This is a genomic window from Hoeflea sp., assembly GCF_039975035.1.
Classification (GTDB): Bacteria; Pseudomonadota; Alphaproteobacteria; order Rhizobiales; family Rhizobiaceae; genus Hoeflea.
Map to the genome: position 1 here is coordinate 1 of NZ_JBDWHW010000103.1, position 16,452 is coordinate 16,452.

At 59.7% G+C, this 16,452-nt stretch carries 13 protein-coding genes and 2 pseudogenes; 7 read left to right on the forward strand and 8 right to left on the reverse strand.

The features are described from left to right. Nucleotides 1–270, reverse strand: a 270-nt coding sequence (locus tag ABJN75_RS08780) for a hypothetical protein (RefSeq protein ID WP_348438799.1), incomplete at its 3' end; no start/stop codon positions are given. A gap of 391 nt (nucleotides 271–661) precedes the next feature. Here ABJN75_RS08780 and ABJN75_RS08785 point away from each other — a divergent pair. Then, entirely contained in the window at nucleotides 662–2,182 is a 1,521-nt protein-coding gene (locus ABJN75_RS08785) for an altronate dehydratase family protein (protein WP_348438801.1), read from the forward strand. A gap of 142 nt (nucleotides 2,183–2,324) precedes the next feature. Beyond that, a pseudogene (locus ABJN75_RS08790) lies at nucleotides 2,325–2,528 on the forward strand (4-oxalocrotonate tautomerase); the annotation flags it as partial. A 79-nt stretch (nucleotides 2,529–2,607) separates the two neighbouring features. Here the strand turns inward: ABJN75_RS08790 and ABJN75_RS08795 are convergent. From ABJN75_RS08795 to ABJN75_RS08805, 3 genes are read right to left on the reverse strand one after another with little or no spacing between them, the layout of a single operon-like run. Continuing rightward, nucleotides 2,608–3,513 (reverse strand): dihydrodipicolinate synthase family protein, encoded by a 906-nt coding sequence (locus tag ABJN75_RS08795; RefSeq protein WP_348438803.1) that lies wholly within the window; start codon nucleotides 3,511–3,513, stop codon nucleotides 2,608–2,610. Between the two features lie 41 nt (nucleotides 3,514–3,554). Next, complete coding sequence (locus ABJN75_RS08800; protein ID WP_348438821.1) at nucleotides 3,555–4,313, reverse strand: aldolase; 759 nt, start codon at nucleotides 4,311–4,313, stop codon at nucleotides 3,555–3,557. A 42-nt stretch (nucleotides 4,314–4,355) separates the two neighbouring features. Next, nucleotides 4,356–5,330, reverse strand: a complete 975-nt coding sequence (locus ABJN75_RS08805; RefSeq protein ID WP_348438805.1) for a dihydrodipicolinate synthase family protein — start codon at nucleotides 5,328–5,330, stop codon at nucleotides 4,356–4,358. 267 nt (nucleotides 5,331–5,597) lie between these two features. Here ABJN75_RS08805 and aldA point away from each other — a divergent pair, with 267 nt between their 5' ends. Next, entirely contained in the window at nucleotides 5,598–7,058 is a 1,461-nt protein-coding gene (aldA, locus tag ABJN75_RS08810; protein WP_348438823.1) for an aldehyde dehydrogenase, read from the forward strand. A 207-nt stretch (nucleotides 7,059–7,265) separates the two neighbouring features. On the opposite strand, the gene ABJN75_RS08815 is transcribed toward aldA, so the two are convergent. Genes ABJN75_RS08815 through ABJN75_RS08825 form a run of 3 tightly spaced genes read right to left on the reverse strand, consistent with a single transcriptional unit; the run spans nucleotide 7,266 to nucleotide 11,907 of the window. Next, nucleotides 7,266–8,051 (reverse strand): SDR family oxidoreductase, encoded by a 786-nt coding sequence (locus ABJN75_RS08815; RefSeq protein ID WP_348438807.1) that lies wholly within the window; start codon nucleotides 8,049–8,051, stop codon nucleotides 7,266–7,268. Continuing rightward, the gene (locus ABJN75_RS08820) at nucleotides 8,048–9,832 is read right to left on the reverse strand and encodes a hydantoinase B/oxoprolinase family protein (protein WP_348438809.1); all 1,785 of its coding nucleotides are present in this window, start codon (nucleotides 9,830–9,832) and stop codon (nucleotides 8,048–8,050) included. Before ABJN75_RS08820 ends, ABJN75_RS08815 begins: the two co-directional genes overlap by 4 nt. Next, nucleotides 9,829–11,907, reverse strand: a complete 2,079-nt coding sequence (locus ABJN75_RS08825) for a hydantoinase/oxoprolinase family protein (RefSeq protein WP_348438811.1) — start codon at nucleotides 11,905–11,907, stop codon at nucleotides 9,829–9,831. Before ABJN75_RS08825 ends, ABJN75_RS08820 begins: the two co-directional genes overlap by 4 nt. 342 nt (nucleotides 11,908–12,249) lie before the next feature. On the opposite strand from ABJN75_RS08825, the gene ABJN75_RS08830 reads away from it, so the two are divergent. The 4 genes from ABJN75_RS08830 to ABJN75_RS08845 all read left to right on the forward strand — a co-directional run bounded on the left by ABJN75_RS08830 (nucleotide 12,250) and on the right by ABJN75_RS08845 (nucleotide 15,848). After that, nucleotides 12,250–12,951 (forward strand): GntR family transcriptional regulator, encoded by a 702-nt coding sequence (locus tag ABJN75_RS08830; protein ID WP_348438813.1) that lies wholly within the window; start codon nucleotides 12,250–12,252, stop codon nucleotides 12,949–12,951. Nucleotides 12,952–12,972: 21 nt separating this feature from the next. Next, complete coding sequence (dctP, locus tag ABJN75_RS08835) at nucleotides 12,973–13,995, forward strand: TRAP transporter substrate-binding protein DctP (RefSeq protein WP_348438815.1); 1,023 nt, start codon at nucleotides 12,973–12,975, stop codon at nucleotides 13,993–13,995. A gap of 82 nt (nucleotides 13,996–14,077) precedes the next feature. After that, entirely contained in the window at nucleotides 14,078–14,560 is a 483-nt protein-coding gene (locus ABJN75_RS08840) for a TRAP transporter small permease (protein WP_348438817.1), read from the forward strand. Nucleotide 14,561: 1 nt separating this feature from the next. Then, on the forward strand, nucleotides 14,562–15,848 hold the full coding sequence (locus ABJN75_RS08845) for a TRAP transporter large permease (RefSeq protein WP_348438819.1): 1,287 nt from the start codon (nucleotides 14,562–14,564) through the stop codon (nucleotides 15,846–15,848). A 443-nt stretch (nucleotides 15,849–16,291) separates the two neighbouring features. Here ABJN75_RS08845 and ABJN75_RS08850 read toward each other — a convergent pair. Next, nucleotides 16,292–16,452: pseudogene (locus ABJN75_RS08850) on the reverse strand (IS5/IS1182 family transposase); the annotation flags it as partial.

Consider the following 16,452-nt stretch of genomic DNA (forward strand, 5'->3'; position numbering starts at 1 on the left):
TACCCGCGTCGGAAAGGCGATGACGGGCTGGCGCGGCAAGACAACCAGATCCGGATCGGCGGTGAAAACCATGTCCGGCGCGGTAAGCCACGAGCGCTGCGCCCAGATCCAGTTTACCCTGAACAGGGTACCCCCCTGATAACCGGCAAGACGAGGATCTTCGGAGGAGGGGCCGTTGCCCAGGCAGACGATCGTCTCGCATCGTCCGAGACGGTTTTTCAATTCGGTCAGACTGTCGATCGGGAAGCTGGCGATTGCGTCGGTGTGCATTTCGCTGACGTACTCCATGAACCTGTTGTTGTCATCCCGGATTACCGACTCTCGCGTCGCGACCTGATCGCCGATTCAGGTGATCTGTCTGCTGGCCCGATGGATCAAGTCACCCGCACCACTACAGATACGGCGGGCCTTTTTCGTGGCGCGATGCGGCTCCGGTTTCATTCCGTGTTCCGCGTGTCCGTTTTTGGGGAAGGGCCTGGCCTCTCCGGAGTTTAGTTGTACCGCGCCGTTGTGTTGTCGACAATTGTTTTTTGATTACAGACAATCATTCAAATTTCCGCTAGTCTTTGAGAATAGCGCGCCTGTTGTGTGGTGAGTCACGCGGCCGGGTTTTGCGCATTCATGTCGTTGACACTCTTTCCCGTCCAAGCCGGAGGTCGTTTTGAAAAGACTGCTACATATGCACAAGGATGACCAGATCGCCATTGCTGTGGATGGCCTTGAGGCCGGGGAGGCGCTTCCCAATTTCGAGGTTGTCGCCTGCGACCGGGTTCCGCCAGGTCACAAGATTGCCATCGCTGCAATTGCAAAGGGGTCCGAGGTGCGGCGCCTGGGCCAGGTGATCGGGCGTGCCACCGCAGATATCGCCGCCGGTCAGTGGTTGCATGAGCACAATCTCGGCTACGAGCCGTCGCATGCCGCCCGGGATATCGGGTCGCGGCTGCACAATACGCGGTTTCTGCCGCGCGAGCAGGTTCCGGTCTTCCAGGGCTACCGCCGTAGTGACGGCAAGGTCGGGACGCGGAATTTCATCGGCGTCATCGCTTCAGTCAATTGTTCAAGTCTTGTCACCAGAAGGATCGCTGATCATTACAACGCCCTGGGAGCGCTCGACGCCTATCCGGGATGCGATGGTGTCGTCGCGCTCACCCACAAATCCGGATGCAGCGTGTCTGATGGTTCCACCAGCATGGACATGCTGCGGCGAACACTGGGTGGCTACATTCGCCACCCCAATTTCGCCGGTCTGCTCATTGTCGGGCTTGGCTGTGAGGACAATCAGATAGACGACATGTTGGCTGACCAGAACTTGGTGCCCGGCCCGATGCTGCGCACGCTTTCGATTCAGGATGCAGGCGGCACCCGTGCGGCGATCACGGCGGGAATTTCCCAGGTCAGCGAAATGGTCGCCGAGGCCGCCAAGGCTACGCGCAGTGCCGTGCCGGCGTCCGAACTGGTTATCGGTCTGCAATGCGGCGGATCGGATGGACTGTCGGGTCTTACCGCAAATCCGGCGCTCGGCGCGGCGGTCGACCGTCTCGTTGCCTGCGGCGGCACGGCGATCCTCGCCGAAACTCCGGAAATCCACGGTGCGGAAAACCTGCTGCTTGAGCGTGCGGTGAACCGGGAAGTTGGCGAGCGCCTGATCGGGCTTCTCGACTGGTGGCAGGACTACACCAAACGCGAGCCACATGGTTTTGACGGCAACGCTTCGCCAGGTAACCGGGAAGGCGGTTTGACCACCATTCTGGAAAAGTCGCTCGGCGCTGTGGCCAAGGGCGGCACGACCAATCTTGTCGATGTGATCAACTATGCCGAACCGGCGGAAAAGCCGGGGCTGATCTTCATGGATTCTCCCGGCTTTGATCCGGTTTCGGCCACCGGCCAGGTTGCCTCAGGCGCCACACTTGTGGCGTTCACCACCGGGCGCGGCTCCTGCTTTGGTTGCCGTCCCAGTCCGTCGATCAAGCTTGCGTCCAACACCCCAATATTTGAGCGGATGCGGGATGACATGGATTTCGATTGCGGCACAGTGCTGGACGGCACCGAAACCATCGAGGAGATGGGCGAGCGGATTTTCCAGCTGATGCTGGCCACGGCATCGGGGGCTGCCACGCAAAGCGAAATCCTTGGCTACGGAGAAGACGAGTTTGCGCCCTGGCACATCAACGCCTGGCTTTGAGGCAGGCCTGGGCTCGGGCGCTCATTTTCGCGACACTGAAACCGGCATCGCCCGATGTGCCGGCAACACACCAAGATCGCACGGCTTCCGGACAGACAGCGAAACTGTTCGGCGCCAGTGTCAATGAAACCGGAGAGACCGCGACATGCCCATCATACGAGTCGAAATGCTGCCCGGCCGCACGGTCGAGCAGAAACGAGAATTTGCGCACGCAGTCACCGACCTTGCATCGGATGTTCTGGGCTGTGGAAAAGAAGCGATAGCCGTGGTCTTCGATGAAGTGGCCCCGCACAACTGGGCCAATGGCGGCTTGCTGGAATCAGACAAGGCCGCCGGACATACCTAAAGGCTCGGAAGGTTTTCGCCGTTTTTTTAGGGGATGAAGCGCGGGCATCGGCATTTATCCGATGCCCGCGTGCAGCAGCTTAGCGGGACGTTGCCTGATAGCGGGCAAGATCCTCGACGGTCTTCCGGATCACGGCCGTTACACTGGCCAGTTCTTCACCTTCGAGTTCGAGGCGCGGTGCCCGCACGCCGGCGGGCGCCCCATAGACGATGTTTTCCGCAAGCTTGATGTACTGGACCAGCTTCACGTCGGTGTCGAGGTGGAAGGCTGGTGTCATCAGGCGGTAGAGCGGGCGGATCGCGTCGAAATTGCCCGCCCGTCCGGCATTGAAGATCTCCACGCATTCTTTCGGCCAGGCATTGGTCATGCCGGAGACCCATCCGGTCACACCCAGCGAGAGACTTTCGACAATAAGGTCGTCGACGCCGCAGAACACTGCGTAGCGGTCGCCAAAGGCATTGTAGAGATCGGTCACGCGTCGGATGTCGCCGGTTTCTTCCTTGATGCAGGTGATCGTGTCGACATCGTGCAAAGCCTGGAGTGTCGGAACATCCACATCCACGTTGTAGGCGATCGGATTGTTGTAGATCATGATCGGCAGGTCGCTCGCCGCGGCGACGGTCTTGTACCAGGCGACGGTTTCGCGACGGTCGGTCTTGTAGGCCAGGCTCGGGAACGTCATCAGCCCGTCAATCCCGCGTTGCTGGGCGTTCTTCGCCATGAAGCAGGCATCGACGGTCGAGGCTGCGGCCAGACCTGAAAGCAACGGCACCCGCTTGGCAACAGTCGCCACCGAAAGATCGAGAACTTCATCGCGTTCCTGCTGGCTGAGCGAGGCATTTTCACCCAGCATCGGCAGCACGATCAGGCCTGAAACGCCGTTCTCGATCAGCCGCTCAAGACTGCTGGCCATTGCATCCGGGTCAAAGCTGCCGTCCGCCTTGAGTTTTGTGGTCACTGCGGGGAAGACGCCGGTCCAAGTCATGTCGGTTTCCTTTTGATAGGCCCTTATATCGGGCGGTTTGTTCAAGAGCTGTAATCAGCTTCCTCGCGATCCAGCAGGCGCTGGACGCTGGCAAGGTGAAGCTGGGCGGCTTCAGCCGCTTCGCTCATGATCTGTTCGCCGGTTTTGCGGGCGAGTTCGGGATCGATCGGCAGCAGACGACGACCGGTCGACATCGCCAGAACCTGCACTTCACAGGCCCGCTCGAGGTAATAAAGATCGTCCCAGGCCTTGGCGATACTGTCGGCCAGCACCATCACCCCGTGGTGCCGCATGAACACGATGTCGGCCTCACCGATTGCGCCGGCGATCCGGGCGCCTTCGCTGTCATCCAGCGCGAGACCATTGTAGTCATCATCGACGGCGACCCGGCCGAAGAAACGGGCAGCGGTCTGGCCGGCATAATGCAGCGGCTCCCCTTCCACCAAAGCCATCGCGGTCGCGTAGGGCATATGGGTATGAAAGGCGACACGGGCGTGCGGCTTGAGCTTGTGCAATTGCGCGTGGATGTGGAACGCAGTTGATTCAGGCACCCCGTCACCGGCGACAACATTGCCCTCGAAATCGCAGATCAGCAGGCTCGACGCTGTAATCTCGGAGAATGCGTAGCCAAAGGGATTGACCAGAAACAGTTCAGTGTAGCCAGGCACAAGCGCTGAAAAATGATTGCAGATGCCTTCGTGCATCCCCAACCGTGCCGCCATCCGGAAACAGGCTGCCAGTTCCCGGCGCGCGGTCAGGATTTCTGCACTGTCGAGCGGTGGTAGGTTTTCAGCCGTCATCATCGACCCTCTTGTTCAATCTTCGTCAGAATCCGGCGCCGTTCAGGCAATTCTGATCGGGGTAACGTTGCCGCGTGCTGGAGCGACGGTTGCATCCTTCACGAGGGTCGCGACCGATTGTTCCCATTTGCGGTAGGCATCGACCATCTGGGCCCGTTGTGGCGCGGGCGGCTGGGCCATTGGCGGCATCAGGCGCAGCCAGTTCGGATCGTTCATGGTCTCGGCGATGATTGCCTTGGCCGACGGGATGAACGGATATCGCGACAACACCGCATCGGCGGCGCGCAACGCCTCGACAAAAGGCCGGCCTTCATAGCTGTTGCGGGTATCTGTAAGGGCGCGCATGAAACCCGGCATGATGTTGGCCAGTCCGCAGACGGTTCCGGTCAGACCCAGTGGGTTGAGCTCGGGCAGATCCAGTTCGTTGCCGGTGAATATCGACATCTCCGCGAAGGACAGAATGTATTGCCGTGTCAGGTCCGGATCGCCGCCACTGTCTTTCAGTCCGGCGATGATGCCGGGGAATTTCTCGTTCAGCCGACGCAGCAGGGGCAGGGAGATGGTTACGCCGGAAATATCGGGAAAATTGTAGACGAAAAGCCTCAGGTCGTCGCGGCCGCCGCGTTCGATGATCTGGCGATAGAACTCGAAGACGCCGTCATCGGTGATTCCGCCGCGATACATGCATGGTGTCATCAGCAGGCAGCCATAGACCCCGTGGCCGGTCGCATGGCGCAAAAGCGTGAGTGAATCTTCAAAGGCAAGCGCGCCGATGGAAACCATGATTCGCTGCGGTTCAATCCCTGCCAAAATCAGCGCGTCAAGCATCCCCATGCGGTCATTGACGCTGAATTCAGGCCCCTCACCGGTCGTGCCAAAGATGGTGATCCCGTCCACACCCTGACTGAACAGATGCCGCGCGAAATCGATCATGCGCTGTGAATCCGGGCGCAAATTGGCGTTTATCGGGGTTGCGATGGCTGCAGCGAGGCATCCGGACGACGGCAGAAGTGGCATTTGGCAGGGGGCTCCCGGTGGGACAATGACTGCCTGCACATGGCAAGATTAATCGCTAATTGTCAACATTCTTCTTGACGGGGTCCGGTTGCCGGGTCATTTATGATGGCAGAAGACAGGCGCACGGAGGCGATTTGCCCTTCCCTGGAAGGGTGTGAGTCAATGAGGTGCGGGGTGATGTGCGAAGTCGCGGCATCCTGTTGCCTTGATCGGGCCTGCCTGTTTGCCCAATCCGATACAGACACAGGAGTTCTCGCTTTGCAGCCCATGAAGGAACTGGTCAAAGGGTCTGACCGCTATCGTCATTTCATTGATGGTGATTGGGTCGATTCCACGGTCAAGGAGTGGATCGAGGTCGAAAATCCGGCAACGGAAGAGATCATCGCATCTGTTCCGCGCGGCAGTGAAGCCGATGCCGACCGGGCGCTGAGCGCGGCATGGCGGGCCCAGCCGGCCTGGGAAGCCCTGCCGCCGATCGAGCGTGCGGAACTGCTCAAGCGGCTTGCGCGCCTGATACTTCAGAATCGCGAACGTCTGGCTCAGGTCGTGATCGCCGAACAGGGCAAACCGCTGGGCGAAGCGCGTGGCGAGATCGAGGGTGCTGCACTTTATCTGACCCACGCCGCCGAAGAAGCCCGGCGCGTGACGGGCGACATCATTCCGTCCGACAATCCCAATGAGCAAATCTGGATCCAGAAAGTCGCGCACGGCGTTGTCGTGGCACTGACCGCCTGGAACTATCCGGCAGCGTTGATGACACGCAAAATCGGACCGGCGCTGCTCGCGGGCAACACCGTGGTGGTCAAGCCCCATGAAGGCACGCCGCTTTCCAGTTTCGAAATTGCACAGCTCGCCGCCGAGGCCGGTTTTCCCGCCGGCGTGATCAATGTCGTGTCGGGCACCGGCGAAGGGTTGGGGCAGGCACTGGTGAAGCATCCCTACACGCGGCTGATCACGCTGACCGGCAGCGTTCGCGCCGGCAAGGCCATCTTCCGGTCGGCTGCTGACGATCTGAAGATCTTGCGGCTCGAGCTTGGCGGCAAGGCGCCATTCGTGGTGGCCGAGGACGCCGACATCGCCGCAGCAGTGAATGCCGCCGTCGTGTCACGGTTTGAAAACTGCGGTCAGATCTGCATCTGCAACGAACGCATGTATGTGCATGAAAAGATCGCCGACGAGTTCACCGAACGCTTTATCACCGCGGTGAAAGCACTCAAGGTCGGTGACCCGCGTCAACTCGTCGATGTGGGACCCAAATTCAGTGGTGCCGAAGTCGACAAGGTCGCCGCAATGGTGGACCGGGCGGTGGAGGCCGGCGCCAACTTGCTCACAGGCGGCAAGCGGCTGACAGACGGTGAATTCTCGCGCGGTCACTGGTTCGAACCGACGGTTCTGGGCGTCGATAACAACGCCATGGAGATCATGCAGGACGAAGTCTTCGGACCGGTCGTGCCAATCATGCGGGTTGGCGATTTTGATGAGGCGATGCGCCTGGCCAATGAAAGCCGCTACGGTCTTTCAGCCTATGTCTTTACCAAGGACATGCGTCGCATCATGCGGCTGTCACGCGAGCTGAAATTCGGCGAGATCTACATCAACAAGGCCGGCGGCGACGTGGTTCAGGCCTATCATGCCGGGATGCGCGACAGTGGTATCGGCGGCGAGGACGGCAAATACGGTCTGGAAGGCTACTTCCAGAAAAAAACCATGTATCTGAATTTCAATTGATGAAAAACCCGCGTTCAGATTGGACCATCTGAACGTGGGAACTTATCTATTGCGACAACGCTATCCATAATTCCGCGACATGCCGCTTCACCACGCATTCGATTGAATGGGTGGTGAAGGCGTTGCACATTGCTGGAAGTGAGGGGCGGCCTTTACAGGTTGGCTACTCCTATTCAGGCTGCCCCGGTCTCCTCGGGCTGTCCCGGTCTATTCAGGTTGCGAAGCGTAGGATTTGTAGGACGAACTGGCGAGCCAGCCGCAATCAACCGGCAGCACAACCCCTGTAATCGCCGAGGCTGCGTCCGAGCACAGGAAATGGATCGCTTCGGCCACATCGTCCGGATGCACCAGCCGTTTGATCGCCGATTTGTCCAGGATCGCCTTGGGATCGCGAACGCCTGCGTCGATCCGCGCCTGCATCGCCGGTGTCAGCGTGTATCCGGGCGCCACTGCATTAACCCTTATGCCCGAAGGCCCGAGGTCGGCGGCCATGATTTCGGTCATGGATTTCAGTGCCACCTTCGCGGGCGCATAGGCCGGTTGCGGTGAGGGGCGGTAGGTGGTCAGTGAGCACATGTTGATAATGCTGCCTGTCCCGGCATCGATCATGCGGCGGCCAAAAGCCTGGTTGATCAGAAGCGTTCCCCGGACGTTGATGGTCCAGACCGTGTCAAACTCTTCAATCGGCATATCGAGAAAGCGAATTCCGTTCTGCAGAATGCCGCCCGAATTGACGACTGCATCGACGGAGGCGTGCCGCGCGTAGGTCTCGCTCGCAAAAGCCGTAACACTCGCTTCATCGGCCAGATCGAGGTGCAGCACGCTGACAGAAGCCGCCCCTGCCAGGCGCGCTGCTTCCGCCACGGTTTCCCCGCGGCTTGTATTGATGTCGCCAATCACGATGTTCCATCCCTCCCGGGCGAAGCGCATCACCGTGGCTTCGCCTATCCCGCTGGCGCCACCGGTTACAGCCGCTGTCTTACCTGTTTTCATGGTCTGGTCTCCTTCCTCGTGTCACGTGCGGCCCGAAGCTGTCGCCTGTTTGTCTCGGTTGCCGCCGCATCAGGTCTGCCATCGGCTGCAAGAACCAATCCGTGATACCGCATGGCGAAATCGGGGGAAATCTTTTCTTCCCGCAGATCGAAAGCTATCGCCTCGATTGCGCGGTCGAGAGGGTCGCCATTGCCGCCGCCGCCGGCCTGTTCGTGCCGGATCACGGTGTCCTTGTCCACGATCCGGGTCAGCTTGCCGGGCAAAGCCGTGTTTTCTGTTTCAGGGTTGAGGATGTTGCGCGACAGTCCGCCCGGCAGTCCGCCGTCCACCCCGTAGGGCGGTGTGGAGATGCGGTCGGCCCGCACCTGCAGGATCGTGTCGTCGACCAGCACCCGGTAGGTCCGGGTCAGACCCAGTCCACCACGGAACCGGCCGGCGCCGCAGGAATCGGGGCGCAGTGAATATTCCTCGATGCGCAGCGGGTAGCGTTTCTCCAGTGTCTCGATCGGCAGGTTCGACATGTTCTGTGCGGGGTTGGTGATCGCCTCGACGCCATCCTTGTTGGTTCGTCCGCCCCAGGCGCCGTTGATCATGTCGACCAGCACGAAGGGCTCGCCAGTGGTCTTGTCGTAACCGCCGATCGAGACAACCGTGTTGCCGCCTTCGCCGGCCGCCATCAGTCGGGCCGGGGCGATCTTGGACAGTGCTCCCAAAACGGTGTCGACAACCCGGTAGCCGGTCAGCGCACGCGCGGCAACGGGGGCAGGCATGTCGGGCTTGAGGATCGAGTGATCCGGCGCCCTGACCGTGATGGCGCGGTAGACGCCTGCATTGTTGGGCACGTCGCGGTCCAGCGCGCAGCGTACCGCGAGATAGGCGGAAGACTTGGTGAAGGAAAATGTCGCATTGATCGCGCCGCGAACCTGCGGCGAAGATCCGGCGAAGTCGATATCCAGCGCATTCCCTTTCACCGTGATCGCGCAGCGGATCGGGATCGCATCCGTGGTGAAACCGTCGCCGTCAATGGCGTCTTCGAAAGTGTAGACGCCATCGGGCCAGGCGGCGATCGAGTTTCTGGTCAGCACCTCGCCATAATCGAGAAGTGCATCGAAATAGCGGCGCAACTCCTCTTCGCCGTAACGCTCGATCAGCCGGACCAGTTCCCGCTCGCCGGTGCGGCAGGTGGCGTATTGCGCATCGAGATCGCCGAGCACCATCGCGGGGAGGCGCACATTGGCGCGAATCACATCGAAAAGCGTCTGGTTGGGTTTGCCCGCCTCGAACAGACGTGACGGCGGGATGCGCAGGCCTTCCTGAAAGATTTCCGTGGAATCGGCTGCATTGGAACCCGGCACCCGCCCGCCCATGTCGCAATGATGGGCTATGACGACGGAATAACCCTGCAGCCGTCCTTCATGGAAAATCGGCTTGACCATGAAGATGTCGGGCAGATGCATGCCGCCGGCATAGGGGTCGTTGAGAATGTAGACATCACCCTCGCAGGCGCTCTCGGCAAACCTGTCGACGATCACCTCCATCGCATCTGGCACGGCGCCAAGATGAAGTGCGACTGTCTTGGCCTGGCTCAGAATCTGGCCGCGGCTGTCGCACAGCGTTGCGGAGTAATCAAGCACGTCACGCACGATCGGCGACCGGGCGGTGCGCATCACGGTGCCCGCCATTTCGTCGACGATCGCATCCAGGGCGGACTTGATCACGGCAAAGCTCACTGGATCGGGGGTGAAGCTGTGGTTTGTACGGGGTCTGGATGTATCGGTCACGGAAGGGTTACCACAAGGTTGCCATGCGGGTCGGGATCCGCCGTCGCGCCCGGCGGGATGGTGAAGGTCGTGTCGGCACTTTCGAAGATAGCCGGCCCTTCGATCAAGGAGTTGACTGCGGCCCGGTCATAGACGGGGACCAGAACAGGTCCGGTGCCGCTGTCGAAATGGACGTTGCGCCGTGACACCGGAGATGCCTCCGGCCCATCGGCACTGATCGCCCGGGTTTCTGCCTGTTCGGTCAGCGGCCAGTGGGCCCGCAAGCGCACATTGACGGCTTCCACGCCGTCGGAGGAAACGTAGCCGAAAGTGTCTTCATAGACAGCCAGGAAACGTGCGGTCAGTTCCTCGATCCGCAGATCCCGGGCGTCAGGATCGAAGCTGATCTGGATTTCGGAATCCTGTCCTCCGAAGCGCATGTCGAGTTCGAAACTGAAACTGATGCTGCCCGGATCGAACCCTTGTGCCCTGAGATCGCGGCTTGCTTCCGCACGCAGCGAGGCGGCAGTCGCGCGAAGTTCATTCGGATCGATCTCGCCGGGAAGCCGTGAAAACGAGCGAATGAAGAAATACTCCACCGCCGCCTCCAGCATGCCCGACGCGGTGAAGACGCCAGGCTGTGGTGGCAGGATCACCTTGGTGATGCCGACGCTTTTTGCCAGATCGCAGGCGTGATTGGGTCCGGCGCCGCCGAAGGCAAACAGCACGAAGTCGCGCGGGTCCTGTCCGCGCTCCACCGTGACCGCCCGAATCGCCCGCGCCATGTTGGAATTGGCGATGGCCCGCATCCCCAGCGCTGCCTCGACGACGCTGATGCCTGCGGGATTGGCGACATGTGTCTCGATGGCGGTTGCCGCAAGGTCAACCGAAAGCTCCATGCTGCCGCCGGCCAACCGGTCGGGCAGATAACCAAGCAGAAGATTGGCATCGGTAAGGGTGGGACGGTCGCCACCCGTGCCGTAGCAGGCCGGACCGGGCACCGCACCGGCGGAAACCGGTCCGACACAAATCAGCCCACCATCATCGACATGGGCAATGGAACCGGCGCCGTTGCCGATTTCCGCCACGTCCACTGTCGGCACCCGCATCAAGTAGCCGCCCGCCTTGATGAAGCGGCTGGGCGTGGAAATGCCATCGCGGAACTCATACTCGGTGGTGCGGGTCAGGTCTCCGTCCTTGATCAGCGACGCCGAAGCGGTGGTGCCGCCCATGTCGAAGGCGACCAGATTGGGGATGCCGGAGAGCTTGCCCATATGCCCCGCTCCCGCCACGCCAGCGGCCCGGCCCGACGAAATGAACATCACCGGTTTTTCCTGCGCGACATGCACAGGGGCAAGCCCGCCGTTGGAATTGCTGATGAAAAGTGGGGCGGTGATCCCGGCCTGCCGCAAACCTTGCTGGAGTGCTATGAGGTAATCGCGCATCACCGGCAGCACATAGGCGTTTACCACGGTGGTCGATGTACGCTCGTATTCGCGCTGCTCGGGAAGAATGGATACCGACGCGGAAACAGGTAGGCCCGGCAAGGCCGACTGGATCATGTCCACGGCCCGCAATTCGTGTGCGGGATTGGCATAGGAATTGAGAAAGCACAGCGCCAGCGTGTCGAGACCCGCTTCGGCGATACGCGGCGCAAGCGCCTGCAGTTCTTCCTCGTCCAGCGGGGTGACAATACCTCCGTCCGCGGCAATCCGCTCCGTGACCTCAAAGCGAAGATGACGCGGCACCAGCGGCGTCGGCTTGTCCCAGGTCAGGTCGAACATCCCCGGCGTCCGCAGACGGCCGATTTCGAGAATGTCGCGAAAACCCTTCGTGGTGACAAGTCCGATCCTGCCTCCGCGTTTTTGCAGGATCGCGTTCGAGCCGACGGTTGTCCCGTGCAAGACCGAGGTGATGTCGTCAGGCCCCAGACCTGTTTCCGCCAGCAGCGCGCTGACTCCTTCCAGGACCGCGGCCTCCGGATTGGCCGGGGTTGATGCCACTTTTCTGGCAAAACGTCGGCCATCATCGGTGACGAGAACCAGATCTGTGAATGTGCCGCCGATGTCGGCACCTATTCGCGCTTTGGTTGGCATGCCGCTCACTTTGTTCAAAATTGTATATCATTTATTGTCAGCAATCTATTTTGATGTCAATGCGAGTGGTCGCCAGATTGGCCCGCAGCAATCTATAATCAATTGTTGACAATCGACTGATCTTGGGGTCAGACTGCGTAATCAACAGGCGGAAAGCCGGGAACTGTATGGAGGGAAGAGGGGTGCACATGTTGGGTTGCTCTAAGGTAATCGCTACCAAAACTGCGCTCCTCTGTGCCCTTGAAAATGGTGCAACGATCAGGCTGGTCCCTTTGGCATTGCGTGCGGGTGGCGTATGAACAACGCTTCTGAGCGCAACAATCAAAAAGGACATGATCAAAAATGACAGGTCTCGAAAGCCTCAAAACTCAAGACCGGCTCTTGGGCAACCAGGCCGCCAACAGCATCCGCCGCCAGATTGTCAACGGCATCATGCCGCCCGGCCACAGACTGCTTGAAACAAGCCTTGCCGCTTCGCTCGAGGTGAGCCGCGGGACCATCCGTTCGGCCTTGATGCAACTGACCACTGAAGGTCTGGTTAGCCAGGTTGCCTTCACGAAATGGGAAGTCGCGCCCGCCTCGGTTTACGAAGCGTGGGAGCTGTACACATTGCGCGCGGCGCTTGAAGGGCTTGCCGCACGGCTGGCAGCCGAGCGCGCCACGCCGGAGAGCAGGGTGCAGCTCGAAAATGCCTATGCGGAGCTTGAGCGCGCCGCCAAGACCGAAATCCGCGAAGAAATCATCGACGCTGATTTCAATCTGCACCGGGTATTGGTCGGCATGTCCGGCCATGGGCGGCTTGTCCGGGAGCACGAGAAACTGATCCAGCAGGTGCGGTTCCAGATGACCCATATCGGTTTGACGGCACGCGATTACAGTCATCTTCTGAAAGATCATCGCGCTCTCAAGGATGCCGTTGTCAAAGGCGACGCCGAAAAGGCCGCCGAACTAGCAGCAAGCCACAACAGCGCTGAAGTGGAACGTCTTCTGGCCGATTCGACCAGTGAGCGATCCGCGGAAACAGGCCGGCAAAAGCCGGGCTAACCACAACCCAAGGAGAGCAAAGTGAAAGATAGCAAGCAGAATATTCAAAGCATTACGCGCAGAACGCTTCTCGCGGTCTCCGGTGCGGCTCTGGCGGCGCCTGCCCTGTCGCGAGTGGCATTCGCTCAGGACAAGAAGGTGATCCGCATTTCGACCCCCGCAGCCAACGAGGAATGGCAGGCCAAGGGCCTGATGAAGTTCAAGGAGCAGGTCGAGGCGAACGCGCCTTCACTGGAGGTCCAGGTTCATCTCAACGCCACGCTGTTCGATCAGGGCACCGAAGTTGCGGCCATGCAGCGAAACAACCTCGAAGTCGGAATGATTTCGCCGCAGGATGTCGCCAGTTACATTCCGGAATATTCGATCTTTACCGCTGGCTATCTCTTGCGTGACGCCGCGCATCTGCACAAGGTTTTCGACAACAGCGATGTGGCTACGGAATACCGCGGCCGCGTGTCGAGCGAAATGGATGTCACCATCCTCGGTTCGCAGTATCTTGGCACACGACACGTCATCCTGCGCCAGGCCAAGGACGTCAAGACTCCGGAAGATCTCGCCGGTCTCAAGTTGCGCGTTCCCGGCTCCGATACCTGGCAGTTCCTCGGCAGGGCGCTCGGCGCCAACCCGACACCGATCGCGTTCGACGAGGTGTACCTCGCGCTCTCGACAGGTACTGTCGATGGCCTTGAAAATCCGATCGCCGACATGCTTGCAGCCAAATTCTACGAGGTCAGCGAGCAGCTGGTCCTTACTGCCCACATGGTTGCTCCGCTCTTCTTCGCCATGTCCAATTCGTTCTGGAACGGACTGACCGACGAAGAGAAGAAAGTTGTCAGCGACGCGGTCGCAGCACAAGCTACCTTTGTCGATGAAGGCACGATGGCCACCGAAGCCGAGGGCACGAGCCTGCTGGAATCAAACGGCCTGAAGGTGACCACTCCCGATCTCGAGGCATTCCGCAAGCATGTGCAGGGCGTCTATCTGGAAAGCGATTACGCCAAGGAATGGCCGGAAGGCCTGATCGACCGGATCAACGCGCTGTAAAGCACGAAGCTGCGGTTTTCATAAGTGATCCCGAATGCACGCCACGGCCCTGACGGCCGTGGCGCCAATGGCGGAGTGACAGGTGATCAACAAGTTTGGGAAGTTCGCGACCAGGGCAGGAGAGGTCTTCTGCGGCCTAGGGTTTGCAGGCCTGTTCATCGTCTTTGTAATTCAGATCTTTTTTCGATACGTGCTGAATGATCCGCTGTCATGGACACAGGAAATTGCCGGTGTCCTGTATGTGTGGATCGTCTGTGTTGGCTCCGCCACGATCGTCAAGGAGCGCGAGCACGTCTCGTTCGACCTGGTTTACGAGAGTGTCGGGTCGCACAAACGCAGGTTCCTCGCCCTTCTTGGCACGGGGTTCATCCTCATTGTCCTGCTTCTGTCGTTGTACGGAAATTACGACTACATCGCCTTCACTGCCCGTCAGAAAACCCCGACACTCCGGCTGCCGATGACCGTCGTCTTCTCTGCCTTCGGTGTTTTCATGGTGCTTCTCATCGTAAATTCCGCAATTCGCATCTTCCGCTTGATGCGCAGCGACTGGGACCGGGAACCTTGAAATGAGTTTTGCTGCTGCTGTCATGATGGTGTTGTTTCTGGTGGCCGGGGGCATTGGTGTGCCGATCGGGTTCGCCATGATCACCAGTGGATTTGCCTATCTCCTGATCACTGGCCAGGATCTCGGCCTGGTTGCCGCTCAGGGTGTAAACGGTCTGTTTTCCTCCTTCATTCTTCTGGCTGTGCCCCTGTTCATCTTTGCCGCCGAGGTCATGACCGCGTCGAGCATTTCCACCCGGTTGCTGCAGTTCGTGGTGCTGATCGTCGGACGCGTGCGTGGTGGTCTGGCTTACGTCAACATCATCGTCAGCATCATCTTCGCCGGGATGAGCGGCAGCGCGCTTGCCGACGCGGCAGGCCCCGGCAAGCTGATGATCGATATGATGACGCGAAACAACCGTTATCCGCGCGCCTTCGCCGGCGCATTGACGGCGGCATCGGCGACGATTGGGCCTATCATACCGCCCTCGATACCGATGGTGATTTACGGCGCCATTTCGGGCACCTCCATCGGCGCACTTTTCCTCGCAGGCATCATTCCCGGTTTGTTGATGGGGCTGGCTCTGGCGATCCAGACCTTCATCGTCGCACGGCGCAGAAATTTCCCGATCGAGGAGAAATTCACCTTGCCGGAGGCCCGGCTTACCTCGCTCAGGGCGGTGCCGCCGTTGTTTCTGCCTGTCATTCTGCTCGGCGGAATCTACAGCGGCGCTGTCACGCCGACGGAAGCGGCCGCGGTTGCGGCGCTCTACGCCATCATCCTCGCCGTCGTGTTCCGTGACATGACATGGCATTCGATGTGGCAGACCCTCCAGGCATCGGCGCGGGGCACGGCGATTGTCGCCATCACGGTGGTTGGCGCGCTGTTTTTCAACTACGTGGTCGCGGGCGAACAGATACCGAAGATGGTCGCCGACTGGATCACTTCGATGTCGTTCTCGCCGCTTGCCTTCCTGATCGTCACCGCCCTGCTTTTCCTGGCGCTTGGCGCGGTTTTCGACACGCTGCTGATGCTGCTGGTGATGGTGCCGATTCTGCTGCCCTCGGTCCACGCCCTGGGCATAGACCCCGTCCATTTCGGGGTGGTGGTGATTGTCAACATGATGATCGGGTTGATTACCCCGCCTTATGGGGAGCTTCTATTCCTGATCGGTGGCGTCTCCAAAATTCCGCTAGCCGAACTGATCCGGGAAATATGGGGCTTCATCCTGACCCTGTTGATCGCGCTCATCCTGATCATCCTGTTTCCTGGGCTCGTCCTCTTCATCCCGCAGATGGCAGGATATTAGGTGTTCAGTTCCGGCACTTGGTTGATCGGGTCATGGATGGATCGGGCACTGTAAAGTTAACCAGTCGACAATCTCACTCAGATGCTCACAGCATTTGGGACTATATCACGAGCGAGTTAAAGGCCGCTTGACCAAGGGTGTGGGGTTCTTTTTCGGCAAAATCCGATAAGTTGATGTGGTGGATGGCGCCCTCCGACGGCATCGAATGTGCCAAAATGGTTTTTGCAAAACCCAAGATAGGAGCCACCCACCATGGACGATATTACGACAATCGGGCTTGATATCGCAAAGAATGTTTTCCAATTGCACGGTGTCGATGCCCAGGGGCGATCCATTCCGCTTGTGCCTTCACATCGGCTTTGGTGCGTGGATCATTTTTCAAGGGTTTGGGCGTTGGTGCGCGGATCAGCCAATGAACGAAGCTCGGTCTTTGATGGGTCCGCTTATCTGGTTGCTCCCGCCAATGCTTGGCAACGAACGGATTTCGGGCGTCCGCAGGCGAGCATTCGGGTAAGAATAGCGGCGCCGATCGCAGCTTCTGGCTGTTGAGCGGGGAATGACCGAGCGCGCAAACGCTGTCCAATGACGCCTTTATATCGACCCA